The organism is Legionella worsleiensis (assembly GCF_001467535.1).
GTDB classification, from domain to species: Bacteria; Pseudomonadota; Gammaproteobacteria; order Legionellales; family Legionellaceae; genus Legionella; species Legionella worsleiensis.
Map to the genome: position 1 here is coordinate 24,739 of NZ_LNZC01000003.1, position 26,566 is coordinate 51,304.

Genomic DNA, 26,566 nt, shown 5'->3' on the forward strand with positions numbered 1-26,566 from the left:
ATTAGCGTAGTCCTGGACTGGCCTCACCTGGGTTTTCTTGCCCGTGTACTTGTTCTGCTTGTACACTGGGTGCCGGTACAAGGGGAGTCCTTCCTGAGGCAAATAACCCGAATCGTTTGGCCAGTTCGTTTATTTGCGGTTTGTTGTTTACGGCTTGCTCTAAATTATCATGCAGTTTTTTACGTGCTGGCGTGATGAGATGCAGTGCTTCGAGTAAGGATATCATACAATGAATCAGGTAAGTGAAACTAAAGCGATCTGCTTGTTTGTGAGCCAGTATTATTCTGCGAAAACTGGGATCTTTAACTTCAAATGCAATTCGGGTAAAGCGTTCATCAACGGTTAATTGTTCGTTCTCGGCAAAATCCAGCAGGGTATTAATACGTTGCGTTTTTTCGCCCAGGGTTGTTTCATTTTCGAAAAGGGAATCATTGCGTTCAATCGCCAGAGTCGAAATACTGAAGTAGTTTTTAAACTGAGCAAGCGCAACTCGTACTGTATCCAGATGAAAGTACTTAGCAAAGTTGTTTTGTTCAAACAGTTTAATTTTTTCTTTTAATAAATTTTTAACGGTCAGGTTGATGTCTTCTGTAGTTTTCGCTTGAGTTATTATTTGTTCTTTAAACGTTAATAAATATTCCCTTAATTTGTTGCGGTATTCTTTATCGGTATATTGCAGCCCTATATGACGGTTACAAAAAGCCTCCATTTGTTTATTGAAGGATTCAGTGGTGTAGTGTTCAATAAAGGTTAAATTGGCTTGGTCTTGAAGTGTATTGAGTTCAGTCAGATAAGCCAGTTTCTCTTCTGCAGTCTTAAGTTCCATGACACAGGTTGCTTTAATGCCTTCATAGTGGCTTTTACTTGCGGCAAGCAGTTCCTGGATTTGTGAAAGCTTGGGTTCATATTCCTTCAGATCGTTGTTTAAGAGCTTATCAAAGCCAGGATCTGTTTTGTCTGGATCGAGGGTAACTTTTCTTTGGATAGCGACCAGCTTGGGTAGCGCTTCTTTATACTTCTTGATTAACCGTTCTTCGCAAAACCCCATAGCGGTTAGAGATGCCGGAACTACCCCGTTTTTGAGTTTCTGATATTCTGTATATACGTTCCATAGACTCTTGATGTGCTGGTAGCTTTTTTCTTTGTTAAGAAGGCGTTGTTGGGCCCGCTCTATGTTTTGTCGAGTAGTTTCCAGACGTTGGTTTAATGTTGCTTTATTGCAGATTAAATCAATATGGGTTTTTGCATCCAATCCCAACGGACGCAGAAATCCTTTATAAAATTCATCGATTATTTGTTTCATCGGTCCTGATAAGGTGCCGGGAATTAAGCCTAACTTATCCTCCCAAAGATCTGCTTCCAGTAGCATGGGGGTAAATATATTGGGTTCAAATTTATCCAGATTATTCATCACTGAGTCATGAGTTGTGCTGATAAATTCGTTCATTTTACTGGTTAGGTTTTTGTATAAGCTGAACATATTCGGGACTTGTAAAAACAGTCTGAAATATGAGCTCGAACTGTTGATGATGGATTCAATTTTAACTGCCGATTGTTTGGCGCTCACGTGCAGCTCATCGAGTTCCTCTACAGTAAGAAAATTCGTATTGGCCAGGCTTCTGATATGTTTGGGACTAACAAAGAAGGTATTTAGGGTGTACCAAAGCCCATTAATTGTTACCGGGGAGTCGTAATGTATTTCTTCATGACCTACCTGATAAGGATCAAGATGCTTTTGAATGCTGATATGCATTTTCTGTACTTTGTCTAACAGCTCACGGCCAATAAGGCTAAAATGCGGATCGTCCATAATCTGCTTGGACATAATCATGATGTCGTCAATATGTCCATAAGCGGTAAGCAGGCGAACGACATAGCGGGTTTCAAAGTCCTTATTATTCAGTTCTTCCAGTTGTTTGATGATGCCTTCAACATGATACAAACTGTTGAATATCCGTTTTATAGTCAAAACTTGTTTGGCTTGCATGGCCACTGAGTGCGGATTTTCTAATTCAGGATAAGGAATTCCATTCTTTTGTGGCCGTAATTGCGCTTGCATAGACTTATTCAGCGCAAAAGTCATTTTATGGAGCTCTTTACGAAACTTCTGGACGTATTCGGAGTAATGATTGTGTTGGAGCAGGTAGTGCTCTCGTTTGCCTAAGGACGGATCGTGTTGCAGAGGCGCTGCTTCGCTTTCAGCCGCAAATTTATCTTGCGCCATTTTCAGGTACTTTTTACTTTTTGTACTCCAGGATATATCAATATCAGTAAAATAACTTTGAAAATGCTCATCCAGTTGTTGCAACATATCCATAACCGGAACATCTGGTTGCTCTTGTTCACCGGAAAAGGAGTTCACGAGATACTTGTCAAACGCTAACGCAGAAGCTTTAAGCTCAGGGGGTACCCCGTTAATGAAATAGGGTTGAAAGAGATTGTATAAGTTTCGGCAACGGGCTCTAACTGTTTTATTCATTCGACCTATTTGCAAAACGCCGCTGCCTGTAACCCCGGGTATCGCAGTTTGTTTTTTTAATAAAGTTACAAATTCATTATAGGCATTTTGAGCTACCTTGAACTTCTCGCGTTTATTTCCGTACCATTGATGAATATCCAGGGCTTGATCTGCGTTTAACTGCTTGGTGTTACTCACTATGCGTTGGCCTCGTGACGTCTTGAAACCAAGATGGATACGGCCGGTTAGTTGAGTAATTAAATCAAGTTCCTGGTCTGTTGCTACTTTATAAGCCTGGTTGCAGGAGTTTTTTAAGACATCAAAACCGGGTTGATTGCTTGCTGTTGCAGTGAGTTTGGTGACTGTTTGCTTTATACTATCGGCATAGAGTAATTCGTTATTATTGAATAAAATAATCCCGCTTCTGCCTCTTAACAGATTTTTTAGTTCATCGAACGCTAATGTTGTGGCGTTTAGCGTATGCCCTGCGGCAGCGGTTAATTCCAATATTCTGGGCATATATTCACTTCTTGATGCCATAATTACCGAGACATCGTGGGGAATGCCAGGTAATTTGTGCCAGGGAATAATCGCCGTGCTTAGTTTGCCTTCAGGGGAGATGACCTCGTATTTTAAACCCTGATCGGTGACTTCAAGGTACAAAGCCTGAGGCACATGCCGCTCTCTGGTGCTTAAATTGAGTTTTGCGGTAAGTTTTGTATGTCCAGCGTTGGCGGTCAAGATGTGTAGTTTGGGTAAATATCTGTTTTTTGCCGCAAGAATAGCCTCAACATTTCGGGGGAATCCGCTGAGTTGGCTCCATGGGATTAAGGACATTAGCCGTTTGTTATCAGGAGTGAGGACTTCATATTCTAACCCTTCGTTTGTTGCCTCAAGATAGAGGGTCTGAGGAACATAGAGTGACCTTGGTGTCCGTTGGAGCGTGTACTGATTGGTTAAATTGAGAAGGGCGCAGGTATAGCCTTTATTTACCGCTTCCGATTCGTCAATAGCGAAGACATTAGTTTGTTCTGTGTAAGGGAATAAGACCAGGTTCGTTTGTTTGTTTACGGCGTTTATCAAATCCATATTCAGATTGATATGAAATTCTTCAGAGGCTTGTTTTTTTGAGATGAATGTTTCTAACAGCTTCTTTTGTTCGATAATGATGCTGATGGGAACATCGGGTAATTGGCGTCTGACAGTACGCCATGCCTTCATGAGCCATGATGTGTTGGTTTCTGGTCCTGTTAAACTGTCTATAATTCGGGTGTTTAAATTAATATCTTTTTGCGTCATGTAAGGTTTTATGAGCTTGTAGTGCACTATGAGCTGGTTTTTTATTTCCTGGGGTAATTGATGCAGAGCCAGATCTTTATACTGTGGATTTTCAATAATTTCGTAGAAACTGCTCAGTGCCTCTTGCGCTTTTTGGATTTTAAACAGGGATTTGTTTGCAGCATCTATTCGGCCGTAGGATTTCTCTAATCTTAGAGCCAGAAAACGGGAGTCTTCAATACTGAGTAATTCTTCCCCTTTTTGCGTAAAATCAACAGGCTTACTCGCATAAAAGATGAGCCATCCATAAAGTGCTTTTACTTTTTCCATCAGGGGAATAGACAGAGTACCTGGTTTTAACATGGCGTTGTCTTCAATTTTATCGACAAAACCAAATAATGTAGGTAATACAACGTATTTTAACTGAGCAAGATTATTACGAATAACGTCCTGAGATGATTCGCTAAAATGCCCCATTTGCTCAAGTGAGCTTTGAGCCAGGGTAAATACATTACGCAGGATGTGCACGTAGTTTAATACTTTAAAGGAGACAAACAGGCTGTTACCTTTTAAATTTTCAAGATCGTTTAAGAGCTTCAAGGCAGTAGTTTGTAATTCTTCCAGCTTTTCATTGTTTAAAGACGGTTCTTTTTCAATCAGCTCTGATGAATACTCCTGAATGTACAGGGTCAGCTGGTCTATATAACTGGGTAAAACGGCGCTGAATTGGGTCAGGAATTTAAAATCAAGATCAGCGCTGTTTGGTTGCATCTGGTCTATGGCTGTACCGGCAATGTCGCCTATTTTATGACTGATGGGGTAGCTTTGCAGCGTGGCAGCAAGTTCTTTTGTTTCCTCGGAGTGGCTTTCAGCAAAGGACATTAACTGGGTGGCTATGGGGAAAAGCAATTGCAACTCTGCGCCAAACATCTCCTGAACATCAACGTCCAGATGGGTCAACAAATAACAGGCTTGGTACGCTTTTGATATGGTGCTCGAATAGACTAACTTTAACGATTCGGTAGGTTTTTTAACAAAGTCACACCGTTCAATGTCCTCGAAGGCTAATCGCGCATAATACAGAGCATTGATTAGTTTTTTGATTTGCGAAATGTTATCGGGATCGAGATCATAATTGGTATAAGGCACCCCTTCTTTATTGATTTTATTTAAAAATGAGGCTATTCGGGGATTAAAATGTTCACTTTGTAAGGTGTCGAGTACTTTGGTATTGATTGCCGCAATCATTTTGGAAAGCTGGCGTTGTTTCAATGATTCTAACTGTTTAATTTTTTCTGAAAACATCAAAAGTACCAAACGGATAAATGGATTAATGGATTTTAGTATAGTGGATTAAGATTAACTCAATATTAACATAATCGTTTTAATATGCTATCTGATATTAATTTTTTTACTGTGTTTATTGATTGGGCGTTTTGCGTTAATGCCTGATTGGCTTCAATTTCAATACCCAGGTAGTCCGAATCAGCAAATTGCTTGCGTAAGAATGCGGTAAACCCATCGCTTATTCCTTTGTAGGGATAGTTGCGGCGCACCCTGATGCCTGGATTTAACCGCTGCATCTCTTTTTGTAATTGTTCACAGAACAATTTCTCTGATGGTCTTTGCGGGTCATAAAGTAACCCTATATCCGTTGTGCGTACCTGGCCATTGAGCACGGGAGTAAAGCTATGAATGGATAAATGCCATACCTTTAAATGGTGTTCTATGTGCTGGTTAATGATGCGAATAACCTGATCACGAAACGGTTGATAATAACAGTCGATGATTTTTTGTTTTTCGGCAGCAGGTAAATCTCTGGTGACCTCTGAAAAACATGATGGGCTTTTGAGGCTTCTGTTGCAATCAATCAGTAAGCGGGTGGTGTGAGCTTGAATAAAGTCTGCAGGCAAGACACGTTTTAAATGCAGGGCTATATCCAACGCACCAAAATCTATGCCACGGTGTGTTGTGATTAACTCATGATAGGGCTGGAACAGTGTACGATATTGTTCTGGAACAGTATCTACGGCGTGTTCACAACTTATTACCAGCGCTATGTTGTTCATTGGACTTGAAACTGTTGATTGGTCAAAAGGCTGTCAGCGAGTTGTTGGTATATCCTTTTTAATGCGCCTTCATTTTTATCCTGATGCATCGCATTCAGAATACGCTGACTCAGGTTGCCCTGGCTTAAAATCAACTCCAACGCCGTTTGTTGTTTTTGATTTAATTCCGAGCTCGTCTGTTCTATAAGCGCAGACCAGACTTGAGCCAGGCTCATCGCTCTTTTAGGAAGTTGCCACTGATGAAGTAATTCCGTGTCATCTACCAAGGTTGCTAATCCGGTATCTATGGCCTTATCAAAAAGATGTTTTAACTTAATGGTGTCACAAGGATTATCCAGATAATACGATGATGAAGACTGCCAGTGTTTTAAAATGGCATTGATGGCATGCGCAATAGCAATATCTGCTTCCACACATTCCTGACTATCAAGAATACGAATCTCAATGGCTTTGCAATTAAACTTGGGAATAGCTCCTCGTGAATTCAGCCACTGATGCTGCAATATCCCTTCTGGGTCAAAGGGGCTAATGTCCTGATACATGGGCGTTAGAATTTTATGCTGATATTCTTCTTCTGAACGGATAAATTCTGGAATAATATCGCCACTGATTGATGGAATTCGTTGTTGATTTCGGCTGTAAAAATACAGTCTTGAATCAAGTAGTCCAGTAGGTTTCGCATCAAGTACAGGTGTGCTTGCTGCTAGGGCAGGCAGTAGTGGTAAAATCAGGCGAATGACGTTATGCAGTTGATAAAATTCTTCTGCATTGGAATAAGGCAGGTTGACGTGCATGCTTTGCAGGTTTGACCAGCCATGTCCTTTGCAATCAAAGATGGCGTCAAATTGTTGATATATGTCACGATTACCGTAAGGCCAGCGTACCGTTTCGGTATGCGGGTTCATCCAGGGATGCGCTCCTGTGGGTAATAGCATTAAATTGTGTTGTTTCAGCAACGGCTGTAAGTCTTGAATGGTCTTTTGGAAGTGTTGGGTCACGCTGGCATCTGCGGGTTTGGGGCCATTATTTTTTAGCTCTAACACATGCATAACCAATTCATTACTGATTGCTATATCACCTAATTCAACCTCATTAACCTGGTGGCCGGCCAGAGCGCTCAGAATCTGGTCGCTTTTGGGTTGAATGTTGAGCTGATCTTTATCGACCAGCATGTATTCAATTTCTATACCCAAAACTGAAAAAATGGGAAAACTAGACATAGCCATGTTTCCTGCGTATTCGTTGTAAAAATACATTCATGATCTGTTGGTACAGGTTTTCACCCAAAATCTGATCCTCAAGACCATTGTCTATGTTAGGATTGTCATTGACTTCGATGACATAATGCTGGTCACCATGGCTTTTAATATCAACACCATACAAACCGTCTCCAATCAGGCGGGTACTTTTCAGAGCTATTTTGAGAATAGCTTCGGGTACCGCATGGATGGGCAGCGTTTCATGATCCCCTTCTTTTTGTTCTTGCGTACCATGCCAATCGTAAATTTGCCAATGGCCTTTGGCCATAAAATACCGACAGGCAAATAAAGCCTTGTTGTCCAGTATGCCAATGCGCCAATCAAATTCAGTAGGGATAAATGGCTGGACAACTACAAGATCAGATGTTTTGAAAAATTGATTTAGTGATTTTTGCAAACTTTTTTCATCATCAATTTTGACTACGCCGTGCGAAAAAGCGCTGTCGGGTTTTTTTAACACGCAAGGGAATTCGATTTGGGGTAACTGCTTGTCGTATTTACTGATAAACAGGGTTTCAGGCGTTTTTATCTGATGGCTGCTTAATAATTCCGCAAGATAAACTTTATTGGAGCATTTAATGATGGATTGCGGATCGTCTATAACCACCAGATTTTCCTGAGCTGCCCGGCGTGATAATCGGTAGGTATAATGGTTGACTGAAGTTGTCGCCCGAATGAACAGGGCATCATATTCCGCAATAGATTTGCTTTCATTTTTGTCAATTAAATCAACATTAAGCCCTAACTCTTCACCTGCAGCGATGAATAAATCCAATGCCTTTTTATTGGATGGTGCATTTTGTTCGGTTGGATCAATTAAAATAGCCAGGTCATGATAGCGTTGTTTTTTACGCCATTGATGGACTCTTTTTTTAGATAAGTAGCTTTCTGCTGATTGACGCATGAACTCACGATGGTGTTCTGGCACATCAGCCAAAGACAAGGGGGTTAACGTTTTAATCCGCCATTGTTTTTTCTTTTCCAGAGTAAAGCGAATCAGGGGTAAAGGAAACAAGCCATGCAGTTGCTTTGCCAGAGTTGCGTAGCGTTTTGCCATATTTTGACCAAAGTACAAACTCAGGATGAATTCATCCCCCTTAATATCATGTAAGCTGTGCTGAATTTCTTCGTGAGTATCCTGGGATATTAATTTGGATAAACTGACATTATGCACGTCCTGAATGCCATGAACTGAGGGCAATGCTTTGTGATCCCTTGCTTGCGCCAAAAGTGATACGTAATAACCTATAGTCTGATAATTGTAATCTCTACAGAGATTGATTACCCGAAACGATTTATTTTGATGGTACTCGTCGCCACTCAAGTAGTCCAATGCATGTACTGTTGGTGCGATTTCGCTTAAAAAAGACCAACTTTCAAGATCATCTGTAACGATTACTGTTTGCATTTAGTTCTCTTTGGATTCATTTATGGGCATCCCGGCACCATAAGTTAATACACCAAACAAAGTATCGCGAATCAAGCAATAACCTTACCGGAGTAATGATTATTATTACACCCCAGATTTTGAGTATAGCAATCAATTAACGAGAAACAAGTTAAAAGCGCTTTGATTATAATCTCATCCTAAACTGGTTTACCTTGACGAGTAAAGTACTTTGGTTCGATAAGGGGCGGCCTTTCGGTGATGGCCTTTTTGTTTATTTCGTTTTGGGTTCAATAATCAACAGATTACCATCATAGGTCATTACGCCTAACATGATGGAATTCATTAATCGGGTAATGTTGACCTTGTAATAATTGTTATGGAACAGGGGATTTTCAGCATGAGGATCTGCAACAACCACATGACGTTTTTTGACATCGTAGCCGCAAAGAACTACAAAGTGCCCGCAGGGGGTGCCGCGCACATCGTCATAAACTGATTTTCCTTCGGGCGTGAACAATTCTCTCGCACTCCAATAGAGGTTTGTTGCACTTAATCCGGTTATTATTGGGATGTTTTGAACAAAATATTTTTTTAAAAGATTGGTGTTCAGGGGGTGAGCTGATACTTTGCCGCCCAAATTTAAATATTCTATATAAGCTTGAGATACTTGTGTAATGTAGGGGTTGTCTTTATAGGCCATTTGGACTTCAAGCTTGTCCATCAAAAATTTGTTATTAACCACGCCGTTGTGAAACCAGCTTGGATCAAAAACATCGAGGTTGTAGACGTAAATATTGGCATTAAATCCCTGATGCAAGGCATGTTTGCCTAACATTGCGGATAATGTGCCCCCGGATATAGAACGATCTATAGTCCGAATTAGTTCATTTAAGTCAAATTCCAATCCGTAATATTGATAGACTGCATGAAGGCAGGTGGGGCCACAGCTTTCATCATCCGGCTGTGTTTGAATAATTAATTCAATCATGGAATTTGACCTCTTTGTAGTTTGTTTTTGAGGCTTTATGATTAATAATTAGACTTAAGTAGCTGTTTTGTCAACTGGTCTGTTGCGGGTTAAACAATGGGATCTCTTTATTACGCTTCGCCAAGTGAACCAGGCAGTCCAATACTCTTTGTAAATCATTTTTACTGTGATGAGAACAAACAGATAAACGAATTAATGCTTTGTTTTTGGGAGTGGCTGGCGCACAAAATACAGCGCCAAAAATATTTTCTTGTTCCAGCTCATTACGCAGCCAAATGGTATTACTCTCGTTTCCCGTCATTAGCGGGATAATCTGTGATTTACTGGAACCTATATCAAAGCCCTGAATTGATAACGCCTCTCGCAAGAAGTTGGCATTAGCATGCAGCTTTTCTCGTCGCCATTCTTCTTTGGCAATAATGTCCAGAGAGGATGAAAATCCAGCCAGATCATGCGGTACCAATGCGGAACTGAATATTGCCGGAAGAGAGGAGTAGCGAATAAACTCGATTAATCGTTTTTTTCCCGCAATTATCCCGCCTCTACCTGAAAATGCCTTCGCCAAGCTTGCGGTGATGACATCAACCTCATCCCACAACTCTAATTCGGAAACCAATCCTTTTCCGGCGGGGCCGTAAATTCCCAGAGAGTGCGATTCATCAACAATTAACAGACATTGGTATTTTTTGGCGATTTTGGCTACTTCCTTCAGTGGACACACTGTTCCTGTAGTACTGTATACCGAATCAATAGCAATAATTCCTGGCCCATGTCGTTCCAGGCGTTTTTGGAGCGATTCTATGGAATTATGTTGAAATGGAATAGGTTTGGCATTTACCGTTTTTACTCCGGCCCAAAAAGACATGTGAGTATAAAAATCCAGATACACCGGCGTATTTCGTTTGGCAAGCGCTTGAATGATGCCTACGTTAGAGCACCATCCTGATTGAGTCAGTAAACTTGAGGGATAGTTCAGGAAGGTGCTGAATTTTTTTTCGCAGGCATCCAGTAATAAGCTGTGATTACTGAGAAAAACAGCAGACTGCATTTGGCCATTACCGTATTGATGCATGGCCTGAATCTGGGCGCTGATTAATTCGGGATGCTGACTAATATGCAAGTAATCATTACTGGAAAAAACCAGGGCTGTTGAGGTTGGGGTTTTACCATGCAGAATATGTTTTCCTTGCCATGACTTATTCACTCGTTCTTCAAAGTAATAGTTCATCGCATCAGTGATAAAATCAGGATAGTCCTCTGTGCCTTCGCCAGTTTTTCTTTTCGATGACGATGGATAATACGTATGTGTATTGTTGTTTTGAATTCCCATCCCTAGCTCAGCTTTTCCCCGTTGGCGGCAGTGTAACATGGCTTTGGTACTTCCCCAAGAGGAGTGAATTTGTTTGCTACGGGGTGTATATATAAATGATACTGGAAAAAAAACTGACTTGTCGGTATGATTTTCAAATTGTAATCATGAGGGTGCTTCCATGAGGTTGGTTAGCGTGGCGCTATTGGCAGTGTGTTCTTTTTCAGTTTGCGCATTAGACGATGTTGACAGACAGCAAATACAGCAAAGAATACAACCTGTAGGCAAAGTGCGTGTCGAAGATGAAGGCAATAACCCTTCTGAAACTGCAACACAAAATAAGCCAACAACTGCAGTAGCAGCCAAAGAACCGGGTCAAGCCACCTACGAGCAATATTGCATTGTTTGTCACAGAGATGGATTAGCCGGAGCGCCTAAGTTTGGTAATGACAGTGACTGGAAACCCCGACTTTCGGGAAGGACTATTGACGAGTTATTGGCCTCTTCTATTAAGGGATTAAATGCAATGCCTGCAAAAGGAACTTGCGTTGAGTGCTCTGATGAAGAGCTTAAAGCCGCTATTCAGTATATGCTGCCGAAATCATGACCTACTCTTCTTATAAGAAAATACAATACTTTTTGGCGTTAGTGACGCTCTGGGTCTTTTTGTCTTCTTTATATTTTCAATATGTTGCAGGGCTTCAGCCTTGTCCTCTGTGCTTGATGCAACGAATTTGTGTTTTTTTGTTACTGGGTATTATGGGGTTAAGCCTTGGTACGATGAAAAAAGCTCATTTTGTCAGCTTGTTACAGATTCTGGTTGCCTGTGCCGGATTATTTTTTGCGCTTAGACAGTTGTGGCTGCAATCATTGCCCGCAGAACAAGCTCCGGCCTGTATGCCTGGCCTTGATGTCCTGATCCGTTATTTTCCCTGGCAGACGGTAGCTCACGCCTTATTTTGGGGATCAGGAGATTGTGCGGAAACGACTTGGAGTATGTTGGGAATATCCATGCCTGGTTGGACTGCTTTGTATTTTCTTTTTATGGCCATTACTGGAGTGTTTTTGTTTCTACGAACGCGCCGCCCGATTTATTAACTGGAAATATTGGTTTGATTTGGCTATGATTGCTCTTTTTTTGAATTAATCCCTCCCGATGAATAAATTTTCATGTGAAGTGCTTTATCGGCATGCCGGCTCCAAAGCACGAGTTACTCGTGTTACAACCCCCCATGGTGAATTCATTACCCCGGTATTTATGCCAGTGGGAACTCGTGCCGGTGTTAACAATATGACTCCGGGAGAGTTATTGGATGCAGGAAGTCAAATAATTTTAGGTGGAAATACGTATCATATGTTATGCGCTCCGGGGATGAGTGTCATTGAAAAAGCAGGAGGGATGCATCCGTTTATGGGATGGCATGGACCTATGTTAACCGACAGTGGAGGATTTCAAGTTTTTAGTTTATCTAAAAACAAAGAGATCTGTACTATTGATGAAGAAGGTGCTCATTTTAAACTTCCAGGTAATCAGCGATTGATTCATATGACGCCTGAAATGTCTTTGGAAACTCAAAAAATCATAGGCGCAGACATTATCATGGCTTTTGATCAATGCACTTCTGATAGTTGTTCCAAAGATGACGTCGCCCACATCATGTCCCGAACTCATCGTTGGTTAAAACAATCTGTTAATTATCATCTTGAACATCCCATGTCTCGGTATGGGAACCAGCAAGCTTTATTTGGCATTGTTCAGGGGGGTATTTTTGAGGATTTGCGACGAGAATGTGCTGATTTTGTTGCGTCAATGAATACAGACGGTATTGCAATTGGTGGTGAGACTATTGGTTTTGACATGAAAACCACGGTAGAGGTCATCCGTTGGGTTCGTGATTTCTTACCTGAAAATAAACCACGCTACACTATGGGCGTGGGAATGTCACCGCAGGATCTTTTGGATGTAGTCGCAGAGGGAATTGATATGTTTGATTGCGTCGCACCAACACGAAATGCGAGGCATGGGGCTTTATATTGTGGTGAATTGGTACAAGAGGGAAATTGGTTACGTTTTTCCAGTGAATATGAGAATGAACGAATTCAAATTAAAAAATCCTGTTTTGCGGATGATTTAGCCCCTGTTATGGCAAGTTGCTCTTGTTATACCTGTCGCAACTACTCACGGTCGCACTTGCATCATTTATTCAAAAGAAAAGCTAATTTATTTACGGCCTTGGCCAGCATACATAACATCCATGTATTACATGATGTTTGTGCTAAAATGCGCACCTTGGTAATCAATTCCTAACTATTTGAGATTTAACAGGAGATACAATGGTTGTAATTAGTACGTCTAAAGGTGATATTCATTTACAGTTAGATACAGAAAACACGCCAGCAACGGCAGAAAATTTTTTAAATTACGTTCGCAGCGGTTTTTATAATGATACGATTTTTCATCGGGTTATCGATGGATTTATGATTCAGGGTGGAGGCTTAAACGCCGACATGCAACAAAAAGCGACTGAAGAGCCCATTAAAAACGAAGCAAAAAATGCCAAACCCAACACACGTGGCACCATTGCTATGGCTCGAACTATGGATCCTCATTCAGCTACTGCACAATTTTTTATTAATGTTGCAGACAATGGTTTTCTCAATTACAGCGGCGACCATCCTCAAGGTTTTGGGTATTGCGTATTTGGTGAAGTTGTTGAAGGAATGGATGTTGTAGATGCAATTGCAAAGGTAAAAACAGGCCAGAAAATGGGTCATGGTGATGTACCTGTCGAAGAAGTAAGCATCATTGCAATTAAAGAAGCCTAGAGGTTATTTCAGGTATTCAAGAGCTCGTTCTGTTTGTCAGAACGGGACAAAAAAGGGCGAATTGGTTTCGCCCTTTTTTATGTTTTTTCTATTTCTTTTTCCGTTTTTTGATGCTCTCAGAGTAATCAAAAATGGGAATTTCAATATGAAAGAAAATTGCTAACAATCGTGCCGTAAAAATACTGATTAACGTGATCACGATATTAAGGTTATGCGGCACCTGAAAGTGCGCCAAAGTGATAAATAATACCGCACCTGCCAGCGCAATCAGTGCATACAACTCTTTTCTGAGCACCAAAGGTATGTCATTACACAAAATATCCCGCAACATCCCGCCACAAATTCCGGTTAACATACCGCTGATTACGGCTACACTAGGCGGCATACCATGAGCAAGAACTTTTTGTGTTCCAATAATCACAAATGTAGACAGACCAAGGGCATCAAGAATTAAAAATACCTTCATTATTCTGACCAGAGAATGAGCGATAAATATAGTAAGAAAAGCGCATAAAGAGGTATATAACAAATATTCAGGATGAGCGACCCAGGTAAGCGGATAGGTATTAAACAAAGTATCTCTCACCGTGCCGCCACCCAGGGCGGTGATGCAGGCGATAAGCATTACGCCAAAAAAATCCATTTTTTTTCGTCCGGCAGCCAAGGCCCCTGTTATCGCTTCGACACAAATGCCCATAAGAAAGAGGTAATGAAGTAGCATAGGAGTTAATGTTATGAAAAAAAACAATGATAACACTATTAAATCAAATGGCGAAATGCTGTATTTCAACTAAAATCTATTATAATGAAATTCACTTTTTATCCGGGAGCATATTGATGGAGCCTAATACGCCAACAAACACTACACCAATTTACTTAACCCAGGATAAATCCATACCAGAGCACATCATCAACCTTGATAGAAATTTGCGAGGGATTAGAGCAGAAATAGATGTGAAAATTCATAATTTTTCTGTTTATGAAGGCAAGGATAGAGTTGATTTTTTAACCGTTTTGGATGCAATCGCCAAAGAATTGGACAGTGCCATCAATAATCTGGAAACTTTGGTGGGTTTGGCAAACACACAAAGCGATGAAGAAAAAAGCGCATTTTACCAAGGTGAAACCATGCAAAAATTGTACGGAATCATCACCGAAAAATTAAATAAAATAACGGAAATAAGAAAAAAATTGTAACTTGTAGTACTTCAATGCTTTTCTACTGTATGGGTCATCTGCATAAAATGAAATTAATAGTCTGACTTCCATCTTAGCATCGGTTGCTTTAATCATATCCTGGTGCCATTATATCGACAAATTATTTTTTTCTACCCTAAATTGTTACGGGTAATAAGCAGGTTTTTATATTGTGGATGTACCATTAAACAATTTGAGAGGAGTGGATACTCCGTGTTTGTTGATCGATTTAGATAAACTCAAAGAAAATATAAGGGTGATGCAGGATTATGCAACTCAGGTGGGTGTTGGTCTTAGGCCGCATTGTAAAACGCATAAATGTTCCCGAATTGCGCAGCTGCAACTCGAAGCAGGGGCGTTAGGAATTTCAGCGGCTAAATTATCAGAAGCAGAGCAACTCATCCAACAAGGAATAAGTTCTGTTTTAATTACGTCTCCTATTGTTTCTGAATACAAGTTAACCAGACTTTCTCGTTGCCTGAAAAACGCACCGGATCTTTTGTTGGTGGTTGATAACCCGCAAAACGCCGAGGCGTTAAATCAGCTTGGGCAAATGTTGAATCAACCCATTCGAGTATTAATCGATGTGGATCCGGGTATTGGCAGAACCGGGATTGCCCCCGATGCTGCTTTGGATTTTGCTCTGTTTTTGCAAAACAAACCGTGGCTTCAGGTGCAAGGAATACAATGTTATGCCGGAAACTTGCAGCACATTTCTGATTATCACGAACGTAAGGTTGCTTCTTTAAAAACAATGGAGATGGCTTCAGGGCTCTTTAGAGCCTTAAAACCTCTTTTTTCTGAGTTTAACATTTTGACAGGCTCGGGCACGGGAACTTTCGATATTGACCCTGAGGCTTCCGAGGTTACTGAAATTCAACCCGGCTCTTATACCGTGATGGATGTACAATACGAGAGTATTGGCTCCAGAGAAAATCCAAGGCAGTTTAATCGTTTTAAAAATGCTTTAACTCTGTTGACTACCGTTATCAGTGCCAACAGAAAAGAACACGTTACCGTTGATGCCGGCACTAAAGCTATTTATTTTGATCCCAATTATCAGCCCAGAATTATCAGCCACCCTCATTTATTCTATGATTGGGGTGGTTTTGGTGATGAGCATGGTAAAATTATGGGTAATGCCCCCTTGCCAGGTTGTGCCGAGTTAATTGAGATGATTGTGCCGCATTGCGATCCCACGATTAACCTTTACGACCAATACGTGATTGTGCAAAATAATGAAGTAATTGATTTGTGGGATATTGATCTCAGAGGCAAATCACAATAAGGCAATACAGCGCTTCTCCTTATCATCATTGTTTGATTATTCGAGTTATTTTTTGTTGTTCATTCAAAGAGATAGCTATTCTTGTATTCCTTTGAGCCTGGTCTTGCTGAGGGCACACCACGTCCTGGAACTCATTATTTTAACGAAATGCTTATTTTTAGCTCCTTATTGCGGTATTATGAGAATTTGTTATTTATTGAACAATTACATTGTATTCATTTTTATAGGATTGTGATTTCAGATGTTAGTCAAAGACGTTAAGCAATTTATTGAGCAATTAGCGACATCGGGTAAGTTAGCTTTTTGTGATATTGATTTATATGACTTAATGGTTTCCCGGTTTGAATCCAGCGATTCAAGTATTGAAATTAGCGCCGAAGATGTTGGGTTTCTCTTGGAAGTTTATGCAACACGATGGAAAAGTGTCTTTGATACTGAGAATGATTACACGATGAATTCTCTTGGTATCAACAAACTCTGGATAGATTTTGCCTGGGAATTATCTCCTGTAGTGAACAAGCCCGTATATCAAATTTTACTTCCTGAAGTTACTAACGAAAGAGATTTTAATGATTTGAGCTTCCTGACTGAAACCATCCAATTGGAGAATTTTTATTTGGGGGAGGGTGGTAAAACGCTTTACCGTAAACGGACTTTTTGTGAGCATTTGCTTGCTTTTGGGTACCAACTGTCCACTTATCGTGATTTTTCAAGAACGCAACTGCGTCCAGTTACTGTAGATGAGTTAACCCGGCTGAAGTCCTGTAAACACAATCAGGGCGAATTTCAAATTGGTAGTGATAAATTCACCAATTTCTGGGAATTTTTGAACAAACGAGTTTTTCCTGCTCTTCTTGGCAAAGGAGAAATGCCTTTAGAGCTTTTACCCAAACTTTTGAGATTGATACAAGATTATTTTAGTTTTAAAAGCGCAGGTAAAGATTTTGGCCTTTTTAAGCAATCAGCAAATCATTTTTTTCATTTGATTGAAAAAGGTAATGTAGGAAATATAAATGTTCTGTACGGGCAAAAAATATTAGTGCAAACAAAAAAGGATTACCTTTTGAATTTTTTAATCACCATAAACCGGGCACGAGATTACACTCTGGATAATGAACTTAATGCCTTATTGGTTTGGTTAAAAAAAGTTCATCCGGCGTTAGGGTCCTCACGAGTTTTGGAAGGAGATGTTTGCCGTCCTATACCCGTTCAGGCATCGTCCAGCAGTAGCAGTAGCAGTAGCAGTAGCAGTAGCAGTAGCAGTAGCAGTAGCAGTAGCAGTAGCAGTAGCAGTAGCAGTAGCAGTAGCAGTAGCAGCTTTTTTTCGTCGCCAAGGCGTCGTACTTCGACTAAAATTTCTATGAACCCATGCTATCAATTGATAGTCTCTATGATGCTCCATGGTTTTAAACGTGATTGGTTTGCGGCTACCTGCTATATCAATTTATGGGATTTGAGTAACCCTGTTATACCTGAGGTGAGGGAGATGTATAAGTTGTTTCTACCCGCATTACTCGAAAATAGAGATGAAGATTTAGCGGGTATTTTTGCATCGGTTAAAGAACGTTTTTTTGATCCAATTCGCAATAAAGATGGTTTTTTTCTGTGGTTTTCAAGTTATAGTGCTAACAGTGGATGGTATGATGCCGTCAGAGAAGGGCGATTGGATGTTATCTGGTTTGAACCTGAACTGTTTCTGAATGCCTTAATTAATTTCGAGCCGGCGGGTAAGACTGTAAAAACACAAATTAACTCGTTTTTGGATATTTTAATTCGTACCTATGCACAAGGTGACAGTGAGTTATTAAAACGCTTTCGGGTGAATATTTTTTTCAATAAGTTTTTGCAGCAATTAGCTCCGCAGGATAAAGAGAGCATGATTGTTGCATTACAATCATGCTCTCTGGATGAATCCAGAAAGAATTTTTTACCTAATTGCACACAGTATATCGCCAATAGATTAGATTATATGTACAGAGAAAAATATGGGAAAATATTATCTTCTTCTGTGGAAGTGACAAGAAAAGACCCCGAATCAACCACTCCTCTGGAAAGCTTTAAAAATCCAGGTTTCCTCATCGATTCTTATAAAAGAGCACTACGCAATATCGGTATGCAAACAGACAGTTCGATATGGAAGTATCTCACTAAGTTAGCTAAACCTATCCTGTCTCTTGACGACCTCGAGGCTGCCCGCAGTAGCCAGCCATTTATGGGTTATTTGGGAGCTCCAACATAATCACTCTTTGTTTTTATTAAATTGTGCACATAATTTAATAAAATTATCGTACCTTCTTTGGGGGACTATCCCCTTTTTTACGGCATCTATCAGTGCGCAGTGCGGTGTGTCTGTATGGGTGCAATTGCGAAATTTACAGCCTGACAGAAAGGGTTTGAATTCTCTATAACCTTGTGCAAGTAACGTGGTGTTCATATCCCATAGACTAAATTCTCTAACCCCTGGCGAATCAATTAACGCTCCACCGCTTTCTAAATGATAGTAGCGAGAATTACTGGTTGTATGTCGTCCCAGCTCGCTGCCTTCAGACAGTTCATTTGTCGCTATATTTTCCTCATGAGGAAGAATTCTCGAAATGATAGATGATTTACCTACACCCGATTGCCCTACAAAAACATTAATGTGGTGGTTAAGGCGTTGTTTTAACTCTGCGAAACCAAGAGTGTCTTTTTTATTGGTTAAAATGATGGGATAGCCCAGATTCTGATAATCATTAATTAATTGCGATTGCAGATCAGTACACGGAATATCTGTTTTATTGAGTACAATCACCGCATGAAGATGAAGGATTTCTGCCATAATCAGATAACTGTCGAGCAAGGGCCAGCTGATCTCGGGTTTGGGCGCTATCACAATGATGATTTGGGTGATGTTTGCTGCAACCGGTTTTTTTAATCCGGTGCTGGTGGGTCTTGCCAAAATACTTGCTCTGGGATAGAGGCTGACGACTACTCCTTGGTTTATACCTTCCGTTTGCCAGACTATGCGATCACCAGCAACTAAAATATCCAAATTGGGTCTTATGGAACACCGCAGGCGATTACCTTGGCTGTCTTCAATTTCAACATGTCTGCTAAATCGGGTAATAACCAGGCCGTCAGCAAGAGAGTCGGGATTGTTTTCTTTGGCCTCTTGGTAATTTTGCTGCATTTTCTCAATGCGTACTGATTGTTGTTTATTAATTCGTCTTTTACTCATAGTGTCTTTCTATACTATAATTGCTGCGTTTATTAATGATACAGTATGAAGGTAAAACCTGTTTAATGAAAGTCTACTTGGTTGGGGGCGCCGTTCGGGATCAGTTATTAGGTCTGCCTGTTAAAGAACGAGATTGGGTCGTTGTTGGTTCATCTCCAGAACAATTGCTTAAGCAAAATTTTAGACAGGTGGGGCGAGATTTTCCAGTATTTTTACATCCGCAAACCAAAGAAGAATACGCTCTGGCAAGAACGGAACGCAAGTCAGCTCCGGGATACTACGGCTTTGAGTGCGATTTTAGTGCTGCTGTGACCCTTGAAGAGGACTTGGCTCGCCGTGATTTAACCATTAATGCGATGGCTATGGATGAAGAGGGCCGGATAATCGATCCTTATCAGGGACAACAAGATATTCATAATAAAATATTGCGCCATGTCTCGCCCGCTTTTATAGAGGATCCGGTTCGAGTTCTACGAGTTGCGCGTTTTGCTTCCCGGTTTTATAGCCTTGGTTTTACTCTGGCTAATGAAACTCGAGCATTAATGTATGCTATGGTGAAGCGAGGTGAATTATCTCATCTGGTTCCTGAGCGTGTTTGGCAGGAGTTTCAACGAAGCCTTGCAGAACCGAATCCTGAACAGTTCATCATGACTTTGCGCTCTTGCGGTGCTTTGGACGTGATTCTTCCCGAAATTAATTCATTGTTTGGCGTGCCCAATACCGCTCACTATCATCCTGAAATAGACAGCGGCATCCACAGCCTTATGGTTTTGCAGTCTGCGGTTGCTTTGAGTGTCGATCCGGTTGTTCGTTTTGCTGCTTTAGTACATGACTTGGGTAAGGGGGTGACGCCCATTAGCCAGTGGCCCAAACATCATCAGCATGAAGAGACAGGGGTGCCTGTCATAGACGGCTTATGCAGGCGTTTACGAATCCCTAATGATTATCGTGTTTTAGCCGTTCTTGTGGCTCGATATCATTTAACCATACACCGCTTGTTTGAGTTACGGCCTAATACCATAGTGAATGTATTGGAGAGGACGGATGCCTTTAGAAAACCTGATTTGTTTCACCAGTTATTGCTAGCCTGTCAGGCTGACTCCCAGGGGCGAGGTATTCCCGTGGAGTATCAACAAGCGCAAATTTGGTCTAAAATTTTGTCCGAATGTGTTAAAGTGAACCCTAAAGAATTAATAGCGCAAGGTTATGAAGGAAAAGCCATTAAAGAAGCATTACATGAGCGCCGCATAGCTTGTGTAAAACAATTACTCAATTCCTGGAACTTAAATGAAAAATAATCACAATTTAATCTGGATAGATTTGGAAATGACAGGGCTTGATCCTGAGCAGGATAGAATTATTGAAATTGCCACAGTTGTTACCGATCCTCATTTGAATATTTTGGCTGAAGGGCCTGTATTTGCGGTATCTCAACCTAAAGCCTTGATAGATGGAATGGATGCCTGGAATACCAGGCAACACAATCAGTCTGGTTTGGTTAAAAGAGTATTAGAAAGTTCAATTGGCGAAGCTCAGGCAGAACAATTAACCATAGATTTTTTAAAGCAATATCTGGATAAAGGCAAATCACCTATGTGTGGGAACAGTATTTGTCAAGACAGACGTTTCTTATATAAATACATGCCTGAACTTGCTGCGTTTTTTCATTATCGCAACCTTGATGTCAGTACTTTGAAGGAATTGGCTATTCGGTGGCGGCCTGAATTATTAAATGGAGTAGTTAAAGAGTCCAAGCATCTTGCTTTGGATGACATTAAGGATTCAATAAACGAATTAGCGTATTATCGACAGCATTTTATTAACTTGCCGGAAGTAACCCCATGATAGAACGAGAACGATTAGAGCTTCCTAATGGAGCGAACAAACTATTACTACATTCTTGCTGTGCCCCCTGTTCGGGAGAGGTGATGGAGGCATTGGTATTTTCTGAAATCGAATTTGCTATCTACTTCTACAATCCTAACATTCATCCTGTGCAGGAATACGAAATCAGAAAGCAGGAAAATATTAAATTTGCAGAAAAGCATCACATTCCGTTTATTGATGCGGATTATGATAAAGATAATTGGTTTGAGCGAGCCAAAGGGCTTGAGTGGGAGCCAGAGCGTGGTAAGCGATGTACTATGTGTTTTGATATGCGTTTTGAACGTACGGCTTTATATGCCCATGAACATGGGTTCCCTGTGATTTGCAGTTCCTTGGGGATATCGCGTTGGAAAGACATGAATCAAATTAATGATTGTGGTGTTCGTGCGGCAAGCCACTATCCTGATTTGGTGTATTGGACTTATAACTGGCGAAAAAATGGCGGCTCTGAACGCATGTATCAAATAGCAAAACGAGAAGAATTTTATAAGCAGGAATATTGTGGCTGCGTCTACTCATTAAGGGATACTAATGCCTGGCGAAAACAAAAAACTCGTGACAGAATTAAAATAGGGACTAACTATTATACTGACGAGCAGCAATCATAGGGAATATAATGAGCAAGCATTCGCATGAAGGATCACACAACCACCACGATCACCATGGCCATCATCATGGTGAGGTTACCTATAACAAGTCTTTTTTAATTGCGATTAGTGCAAACAGTGCTTTTGTTGTGGTACAAATTATTTATGCCTATATCGCTCATTCCACCAGTTTGTTAGCTGATGCTTTTCATAATTTGGGCGACGTACTGGGTTTGATTCTGGCATGGGTTGCTATGGGTTTGATGAGTCTCAAGCCCACAGAAAAAGCAACTTATGGTTTGAAGAAAACATCCATATTGGCCGCATTGGTTAATGGTGGATTGCTGATTTTCACGTGCGGGATAATTGCCACAGAGGCGATGTATAAATTACTGTCGCCAACAGAGATACAAGCCGTTTCTGTTATGATTGTTGCAGGTATAGGGATTGTAGTTAATGGCTCTACTGCTTTGTTATTTTTGCGTGGTTCTGATGATCTTAATATTCGTGGGGCTTATTTGCATTTGTTCTATGACGCCCTGATTTCTGTTGGTGTGGTTTTATCTGCTGCCTTACTGTATTGGACCGGATGGTTATGGATAGATCCGGTGGTTGGTTTATTAATTGCTCTTGTCATTCTTAAGGGCACCTGGTCTTTATTTGCGGACAGTTTCAGATTGATTATTGATGGTGTTCCCAGAGGTATTTCCTGGTCTTTAGTCAGTGAGTTTCTCGTTTCCTGGCCGGGAGTGCAGAGTATTCATGATTTACACATTTGGGCTATGAGTACCAAAGAAAACGCTCTTTCAGTTCATCTTTATATGCCTGAAGAGGGGTTATCCGATGAATCGAGAGCAGAGATGGTTGAGCAGTTAAGAAAGCAATTCGGAATTCAACACGTTACCATTCAGACGGAAAAAACGGAAAAAGATTGTAATGACGCATGCCATTCACCAATGACCTGGATTTAATCGATTCCGCACAATATGTGTTGAAAACTAAAGGGTGCTTTTGTGCGATCAATTAAGGATTAACGCCATTATTAGCGTTAATCCCCAAAGTGCGGCACCTATGCAAAGTCCGAGCACAAATTGCAATACTTTGTTTTTCTTATTTATTTTTAATTCTTGGTTCAACGTGTAGTTCCTGCTTGAAACTCAACGAAATTTTTTTGATTGAGTTGTAAATGAGTTTTTTCTGATGAGTGAGTATACACTCCAAAAGCAAAATACAAGAACCCCGACAAGAATCCTGAAATTATGCCCCAATACAAATACCTTCGGTTATTCTTCAAAACCTGCTTGAATTCCATCAGACCCCCCATTGTTATGCAATATTCTATTTTAAAGCATTGCATGGTTAAATGAAAACCTGGGATTCAGCCCTTAGTGCTTACTCCCAGGTTTTCATTATGTTTAGGCAAGCAAACATCCAGTAAGGCCATTATACAGAGTTATTCTGCATACAATACGATTCCTGAATTGCTTGAGTTGACATCAAGTGGGCAGGAATAGGTTGCAGTGATTTTTTGTTCATAAGTTACAGGATCGATAATTGCGCCAAATACATAGGCAGAATTATCTTTGAAAATATGCAGCTGGACGTAGTTATTTACAGAACCAAGCGCATTAAGCTGAGTTACTGAAAAGATATTTTTTGATGTGGTTATCACTTCTTTTGAATGTTGAGAATCTATTCGCAAATTGTAGTGATTGTACCAATCATAATTAAAGCCCATGGTGATGACTTTAGCTAATTCGGTACCTTCGATAAGCGTGCATTTATTCACATGAACAACCGCACGCACTTTATTTCCTGAATCCAGAGTTTGCAGGAGCTCATCGTAGCTTGCAAGCAATTTATTATTTGCGCTCACACTCAAAGATGAAATACAGCAGGCTATCCCTATCACACCAGAGGTGATTTTTCTTAACAACATAACTTCTCCTTTTTATCCTGTTGTAGTATGAAAAGATAAACAGATTCTTTAAAAGAATATTTATCATTTTCTTAATTTTTATACATCTTCCTGGAAGAGAAACAAAGAATTACAGCACGTATTGAAAAAAGTCCTATTTCAGTCCTTTTTTCTATTCCAAGAGCTCATGATAGTACGCTTTTTGGTTTGATTTTTAAAGCAATCGCTTAGTCACTCGCAATCTGGGTGCCTTACATGCCTGTTGGATTAATATGAATGATATTAGGGGCTGTTGACAATTCAGCAACGCCAACGTGCCGTGGCTTGTCCACGGCATCCAGTAGATGGTCCAATTAAAATATGAACGTTCTAATAGATTGATTAAGAGGAGCAAACTCATAATATAACGGTTCTGACTAACAGCATTCTTTATGTAGGAGCTACGACAGACCTTATTAAGCGTACTTGTGAGCACAAAAATAAATTCATACCCGGCTTCATAGCCAAATATAACCTACACATGCTGGTTTATTATGAAATGGATGAGTTGTATATTGAAACAGCTCGCCGTGAAAAACGTTTTGAAAAACTTAATCCCGAATGGTGCGATCTATATGAAGAAATTTGACTATGATTGAGAGCTACTGGATGCCGTGGACAAGCCACGGCACGTAGGCAGCGGTGAATTGTCAATGGACCGTAAAGGAAATACTATGAGTAAGAATGGCTCAAAATTCATCAAAGAATATCGTACATTCAGTACTCCATACAGTACCAGAGCACTGTTCTCTAAGAACTTTAAACATGTAAAATTGCTTATCACACTCTAACTGCAACAGATGCAGAATTTTTTATGAAATTGAGTATGAATCAAACCGCACTCAAAGTCGTAGCTTTTAGTCTATATAATCCCATATAATGAAATGCGAATTTCTTCTACGTCTTGCTTAAAGACATTTTTGTATGGTTAAAGTGATGCCAAAAGAGTTACGACAATTTCTCACGTTTCTAGTATTCGTTGTATCTTCAATGACTTATTCCCGAGCGACAATAGATGAGCTGCCAGACACAACAGCGCAGGATGCTTATTGGCTCTATATTCTCGGCTTGGCAATTCTTGCTGGTTGTTGTGAGTCTATTGAGGTATACGATCATCTATTTCCGGCACAATACGATGAATCTAATGATGCACATGAAGAGCAGAAACAACAATCATTACTTCAGCCTGCAAAAAGGAGTGATATTATAGTCATGTCAACGGGCTTGATGTTACTTGCACCACCATTAGCCATGTGTGGATGGGCGCATCGTTTACAGGGTAGCTTGTTGGCCAGTTCGTTAGGGATGCATGAGAATGAATTCTTAGGTTTGGTTTTCGCTGCACCTGCGTTAATAAAGTTTTGTGCTATCTCGGTACCTCATCTTTTTCACACCCTGAATGGCACGCGCGAACAATATAGTTTAAGTGTAACGAATAGTCAGGTAATTGGCAGGCCACGAAGCTCATGGCCTCCTTTAAAATGGTGGTTGATGTTGGCAGCAATGGTTTATCTGCATTTGCCAGAGGGACAATTAATCGCTGCCCCAATTAACCAAGAGTTTTCCAGGTGTATTGCTGTATTGGGTTTTGCCATAGCTGAGTCTGTTCCTCATCTTAATCAAATGGAACAATTACCCCATAATATTGCCAATATGCTTAGGCATGGTGATTCATCTTCTATGATTTTATCATTAGGTGTTGGGGCTTTGGCAGGCGTTGCGCATGCCTCTCAAGCTCTGCTTGCAGCCATCGCAAATGGAGTAGGATATATTGCCTGGCTTGGGCCTTTGATTGAGTTTGTCATTGGATTTAGTGAGGCACAGCAACACGCTGTTCCAGCGGCAAGACGACTGTATCGTTCGACTTTTTTCAACTCAAGATCTCCTATTGAACCAGAAGCGGGTGCTTCAATGCAAACTGAAAATGCCATAAACACAGACGTACCCAGATTAGCATGATGAAAAAAGCAGCATACCAGGGATGAAATTTCAGTCATTGTGAGTTGAATTATAAACAGTGAAGCATTAATATCATCAAAAATCCCAAGCCTGGTTGATGTTATGGACGATTCACACACTTATCATTCCCCTCAATTGCAACAATTGATTGAAAAATCAGGATTATCCAATTGGTCGATTTCTGAGTTCGATTGGGATCAAACCCCTATTGTACCAAACGAGGTCACAATAACAGATTATGTGGATATGATAAGTCAGCTTTATCATGCGGAACTGTTTACCCTAAGAATTTGTGCCCGATTAATCAATGAAATTCCAGACTTTCAAGCCCTTCGTTTTATCTGCACGCAGATGAATGACGAGGCACGTCATGCCGATGTATATGCAAAATATATTCAAATGTTTGGCGAAATTACACCTATCAATGAACGACTTGAAGATATCTTTTCCAAGACGCTAGCTTGGACAGGATCCTATTGCGGATTGATTGTTGCCTTAAATGTAGTCATGGAAAGTGAGGCACTGAATCAACAAAGAAAACGAATTGAAACGCTACCCTGCCCAATTTTTAAGGCAATTAATTCACGTATTATCCAGGATGAAGCCAGACATTCTGGGTTTGGTTTTATCTATATGCGAGACAAATTACCTCTTCTGAGTGAAATAGAAAAAAATAATATTATTACCTGGATTGAAGGCCTTTGGTCTGATTGGAAACTTGCTAATGAAGACCGTTATCTGGAAACGGGGGCTGCAATTTTAAGAACCTCTTCTGCAGAACTTGATATCCGGTTGAAAGCACAACAACGAATGTTTTGTAAATTAGGGTTAATTACTGCACCTCATGCGGTTACCGAGGAAGCCCTTTAAGATAACTGTTTTGCGTTTGGTCATAAG

At 40.5% G+C, this 26,566-nt stretch carries 23 protein-coding genes; 14 read left to right on the plus strand and 9 right to left on the minus strand.

Features of this window, described 5'->3' with window-relative positions:
• Window position 1 precedes the first annotated feature (1 nt).
• The 6 genes from Lwor_RS14195 to cqsA form a co-directional block, all read right to left on the minus strand.
• Entirely contained in the window at window positions 2–5,041 is a 5,040-nt protein-coding gene (locus Lwor_RS14195; RefSeq protein WP_058492240.1) for a hypothetical protein, read from the minus strand.
• 65 nt (window positions 5,042–5,106) lie between these two features.
• Window positions 5,107–5,805, minus strand: a complete 699-nt coding sequence (locus Lwor_RS02065; RefSeq protein ID WP_058492241.1) for an N-formylglutamate amidohydrolase — start codon at window positions 5,803–5,805, stop codon at window positions 5,107–5,109.
• On the minus strand, window positions 5,802–7,025 hold the full coding sequence (locus Lwor_RS02070) for a glutamate-cysteine ligase family protein (protein WP_058492242.1): 1,224 nt from the start codon (window positions 7,023–7,025) through the stop codon (window positions 5,802–5,804). Before Lwor_RS02070 ends, Lwor_RS02065 begins: the two co-directional genes overlap by 4 nt.
• Entirely contained in the window at window positions 7,018–8,472 is a 1,455-nt protein-coding gene (locus Lwor_RS02075) for a RimK family protein (protein WP_058492243.1), read from the minus strand. The genes Lwor_RS02070 and Lwor_RS02075 overlap by 8 nt, the downstream gene beginning before the upstream one ends.
• Window positions 8,473–8,725: 253 nt before the next feature.
• Complete coding sequence (locus tag Lwor_RS02080; protein WP_058492244.1) at window positions 8,726–9,442, minus strand: cysteine peptidase family C39 domain-containing protein; 717 nt, start codon at window positions 9,440–9,442, stop codon at window positions 8,726–8,728.
• 70 nt (window positions 9,443–9,512) lie between these two features.
• Window positions 9,513–10,811, minus strand: a complete 1,299-nt coding sequence (cqsA, locus tag Lwor_RS02085) for an alpha-hydroxyketone-type quorum-sensing autoinducer synthase (protein WP_238584604.1) — start codon at window positions 10,809–10,811, stop codon at window positions 9,513–9,515.
• A 121-nt stretch (window positions 10,812–10,932) separates the two neighbouring features.
• On the opposite strand from cqsA, the gene Lwor_RS02090 reads away from it, so the two are divergent.
• Genes Lwor_RS02090 through Lwor_RS02105 form a run of 4 tightly spaced genes read left to right on the plus strand, consistent with a single transcriptional unit; the run spans window position 10,933 to window position 13,577 of the window.
• The gene (locus Lwor_RS02090) at window positions 10,933–11,358 is read left to right on the plus strand and encodes a c-type cytochrome (protein WP_058492245.1); all 426 of its coding nucleotides are present in this window, start codon (window positions 10,933–10,935) and stop codon (window positions 11,356–11,358) included.
• Complete coding sequence (locus tag Lwor_RS02095) at window positions 11,355–11,849, plus strand: disulfide bond formation protein B (protein WP_058492246.1); 495 nt, start codon at window positions 11,355–11,357, stop codon at window positions 11,847–11,849. The genes Lwor_RS02090 and Lwor_RS02095 overlap by 4 nt, the downstream gene beginning before the upstream one ends.
• A gap of 58 nt (window positions 11,850–11,907) precedes the next feature.
• Complete coding sequence (tgt, locus tag Lwor_RS02100; RefSeq protein ID WP_058492247.1) at window positions 11,908–13,059, plus strand: tRNA guanosine(34) transglycosylase Tgt; 1,152 nt, start codon at window positions 11,908–11,910, stop codon at window positions 13,057–13,059.
• 26 nt (window positions 13,060–13,085) lie between these two features.
• Window positions 13,086–13,577, plus strand: a complete 492-nt coding sequence (locus Lwor_RS02105) for a peptidylprolyl isomerase (RefSeq protein WP_058492248.1) — start codon at window positions 13,086–13,088, stop codon at window positions 13,575–13,577.
• 88 nt (window positions 13,578–13,665) lie between these two features.
• Here Lwor_RS02105 and Lwor_RS02110 read toward each other — a convergent pair whose 3' ends face one another.
• Window positions 13,666–14,298, minus strand: coding sequence for a trimeric intracellular cation channel family protein (locus Lwor_RS02110; RefSeq protein WP_058492347.1), 633 nt, complete (start codon window positions 14,296–14,298; stop codon window positions 13,666–13,668).
• Window positions 14,299–14,414: 116 nt separating this feature from the next.
• On the opposite strand from Lwor_RS02110, the gene Lwor_RS02115 reads away from it, so the two are divergent.
• From Lwor_RS02115 to Lwor_RS02125, 3 genes are all read left to right on the plus strand, one after another.
• The gene (locus tag Lwor_RS02115) at window positions 14,415–14,774 is read left to right on the plus strand and encodes a hypothetical protein (protein ID WP_147279859.1); all 360 of its coding nucleotides are present in this window, start codon (window positions 14,415–14,417) and stop codon (window positions 14,772–14,774) included.
• Window positions 14,775–14,946: 172 nt separating this feature from the next.
• Window positions 14,947–16,062 carry a DSD1 family PLP-dependent enzyme gene (locus Lwor_RS02120; RefSeq protein ID WP_238584605.1) on the plus strand — a complete coding sequence of 372 codons (1,116 nt, stop codon included), beginning with the start codon at window positions 14,947–14,949 and terminating at the stop codon, window positions 16,060–16,062.
• Window positions 16,063–16,303: 241 nt separating this feature from the next.
• Entirely contained in the window at window positions 16,304–18,301 is a 1,998-nt protein-coding gene (locus Lwor_RS02125; RefSeq protein WP_058492251.1) for a hypothetical protein, read from the plus strand.
• On the opposite strand, the gene rsgA is transcribed toward Lwor_RS02125, so the two are convergent.
• A complete protein-coding gene (rsgA, locus tag Lwor_RS02130; protein ID WP_058492252.1) occupies window positions 18,302–19,279 on the minus strand; it encodes a ribosome small subunit-dependent GTPase A in 978 nt (325 codons plus the stop codon). It lies immediately after the preceding gene.
• Window positions 19,280–19,344: 65 nt separating this feature from the next.
• Between rsgA and Lwor_RS02135 the strand changes: the two genes are divergently transcribed.
• Genes Lwor_RS02135 through Lwor_RS02150 form a run of 4 tightly spaced genes read left to right on the plus strand, consistent with a single transcriptional unit; the run spans window position 19,345 to window position 22,724 of the window.
• Window positions 19,345–20,577, plus strand: coding sequence for a multifunctional CCA addition/repair protein (locus Lwor_RS02135; protein ID WP_058492348.1), 1,233 nt, complete (start codon window positions 19,345–19,347; stop codon window positions 20,575–20,577).
• The gene (gene orn / locus Lwor_RS02140) at window positions 20,567–21,124 is read left to right on the plus strand and encodes an oligoribonuclease (protein ID WP_058492253.1); all 558 of its coding nucleotides are present in this window, start codon (window positions 20,567–20,569) and stop codon (window positions 21,122–21,124) included. The genes Lwor_RS02135 and orn overlap by 11 nt, the downstream gene beginning before the upstream one ends.
• Window positions 21,121–21,774, plus strand: coding sequence for an epoxyqueuosine reductase QueH (locus Lwor_RS02145; protein ID WP_058492254.1), 654 nt, complete (start codon window positions 21,121–21,123; stop codon window positions 21,772–21,774). The genes orn and Lwor_RS02145 overlap by 4 nt, the downstream gene beginning before the upstream one ends.
• 8 nt (window positions 21,775–21,782) lie before the next feature.
• A complete protein-coding gene (locus tag Lwor_RS02150; protein ID WP_058492255.1) occupies window positions 21,783–22,724 on the plus strand; it encodes a cation diffusion facilitator family transporter in 942 nt (313 codons plus the stop codon).
• A 482-nt stretch (window positions 22,725–23,206) separates the two neighbouring features.
• On the opposite strand, the gene Lwor_RS02160 is transcribed toward Lwor_RS02150, so the two are convergent.
• On the minus strand, window positions 23,207–23,692 hold the full coding sequence (locus Lwor_RS02160; protein ID WP_058492257.1) for a hypothetical protein: 486 nt from the start codon (window positions 23,690–23,692) through the stop codon (window positions 23,207–23,209).
• A 382-nt stretch (window positions 23,693–24,074) separates the two neighbouring features.
• Between Lwor_RS02160 and Lwor_RS14035 the strand changes: the two genes are divergently transcribed.
• From Lwor_RS14035 to Lwor_RS02175, 3 genes are all read left to right on the plus strand, one after another.
• Window positions 24,075–24,299, plus strand: coding sequence for a GIY-YIG nuclease family protein (locus Lwor_RS14035; RefSeq protein WP_058492258.1), 225 nt, complete (start codon window positions 24,075–24,077; stop codon window positions 24,297–24,299).
• Between the two features lie 347 nt (window positions 24,300–24,646).
• Window positions 24,647–25,669, plus strand: coding sequence for a hypothetical protein (locus Lwor_RS02170; RefSeq protein ID WP_147279857.1), 1,023 nt, complete (start codon window positions 24,647–24,649; stop codon window positions 25,667–25,669).
• Window positions 25,670–25,771: 102 nt separating this feature from the next.
• Window positions 25,772–26,539, plus strand: a complete 768-nt coding sequence (locus tag Lwor_RS02175; protein WP_058492260.1) for a ferritin-like domain-containing protein — start codon at window positions 25,772–25,774, stop codon at window positions 26,537–26,539.
• Window positions 26,540–26,566 lie beyond the last annotated feature (27 nt).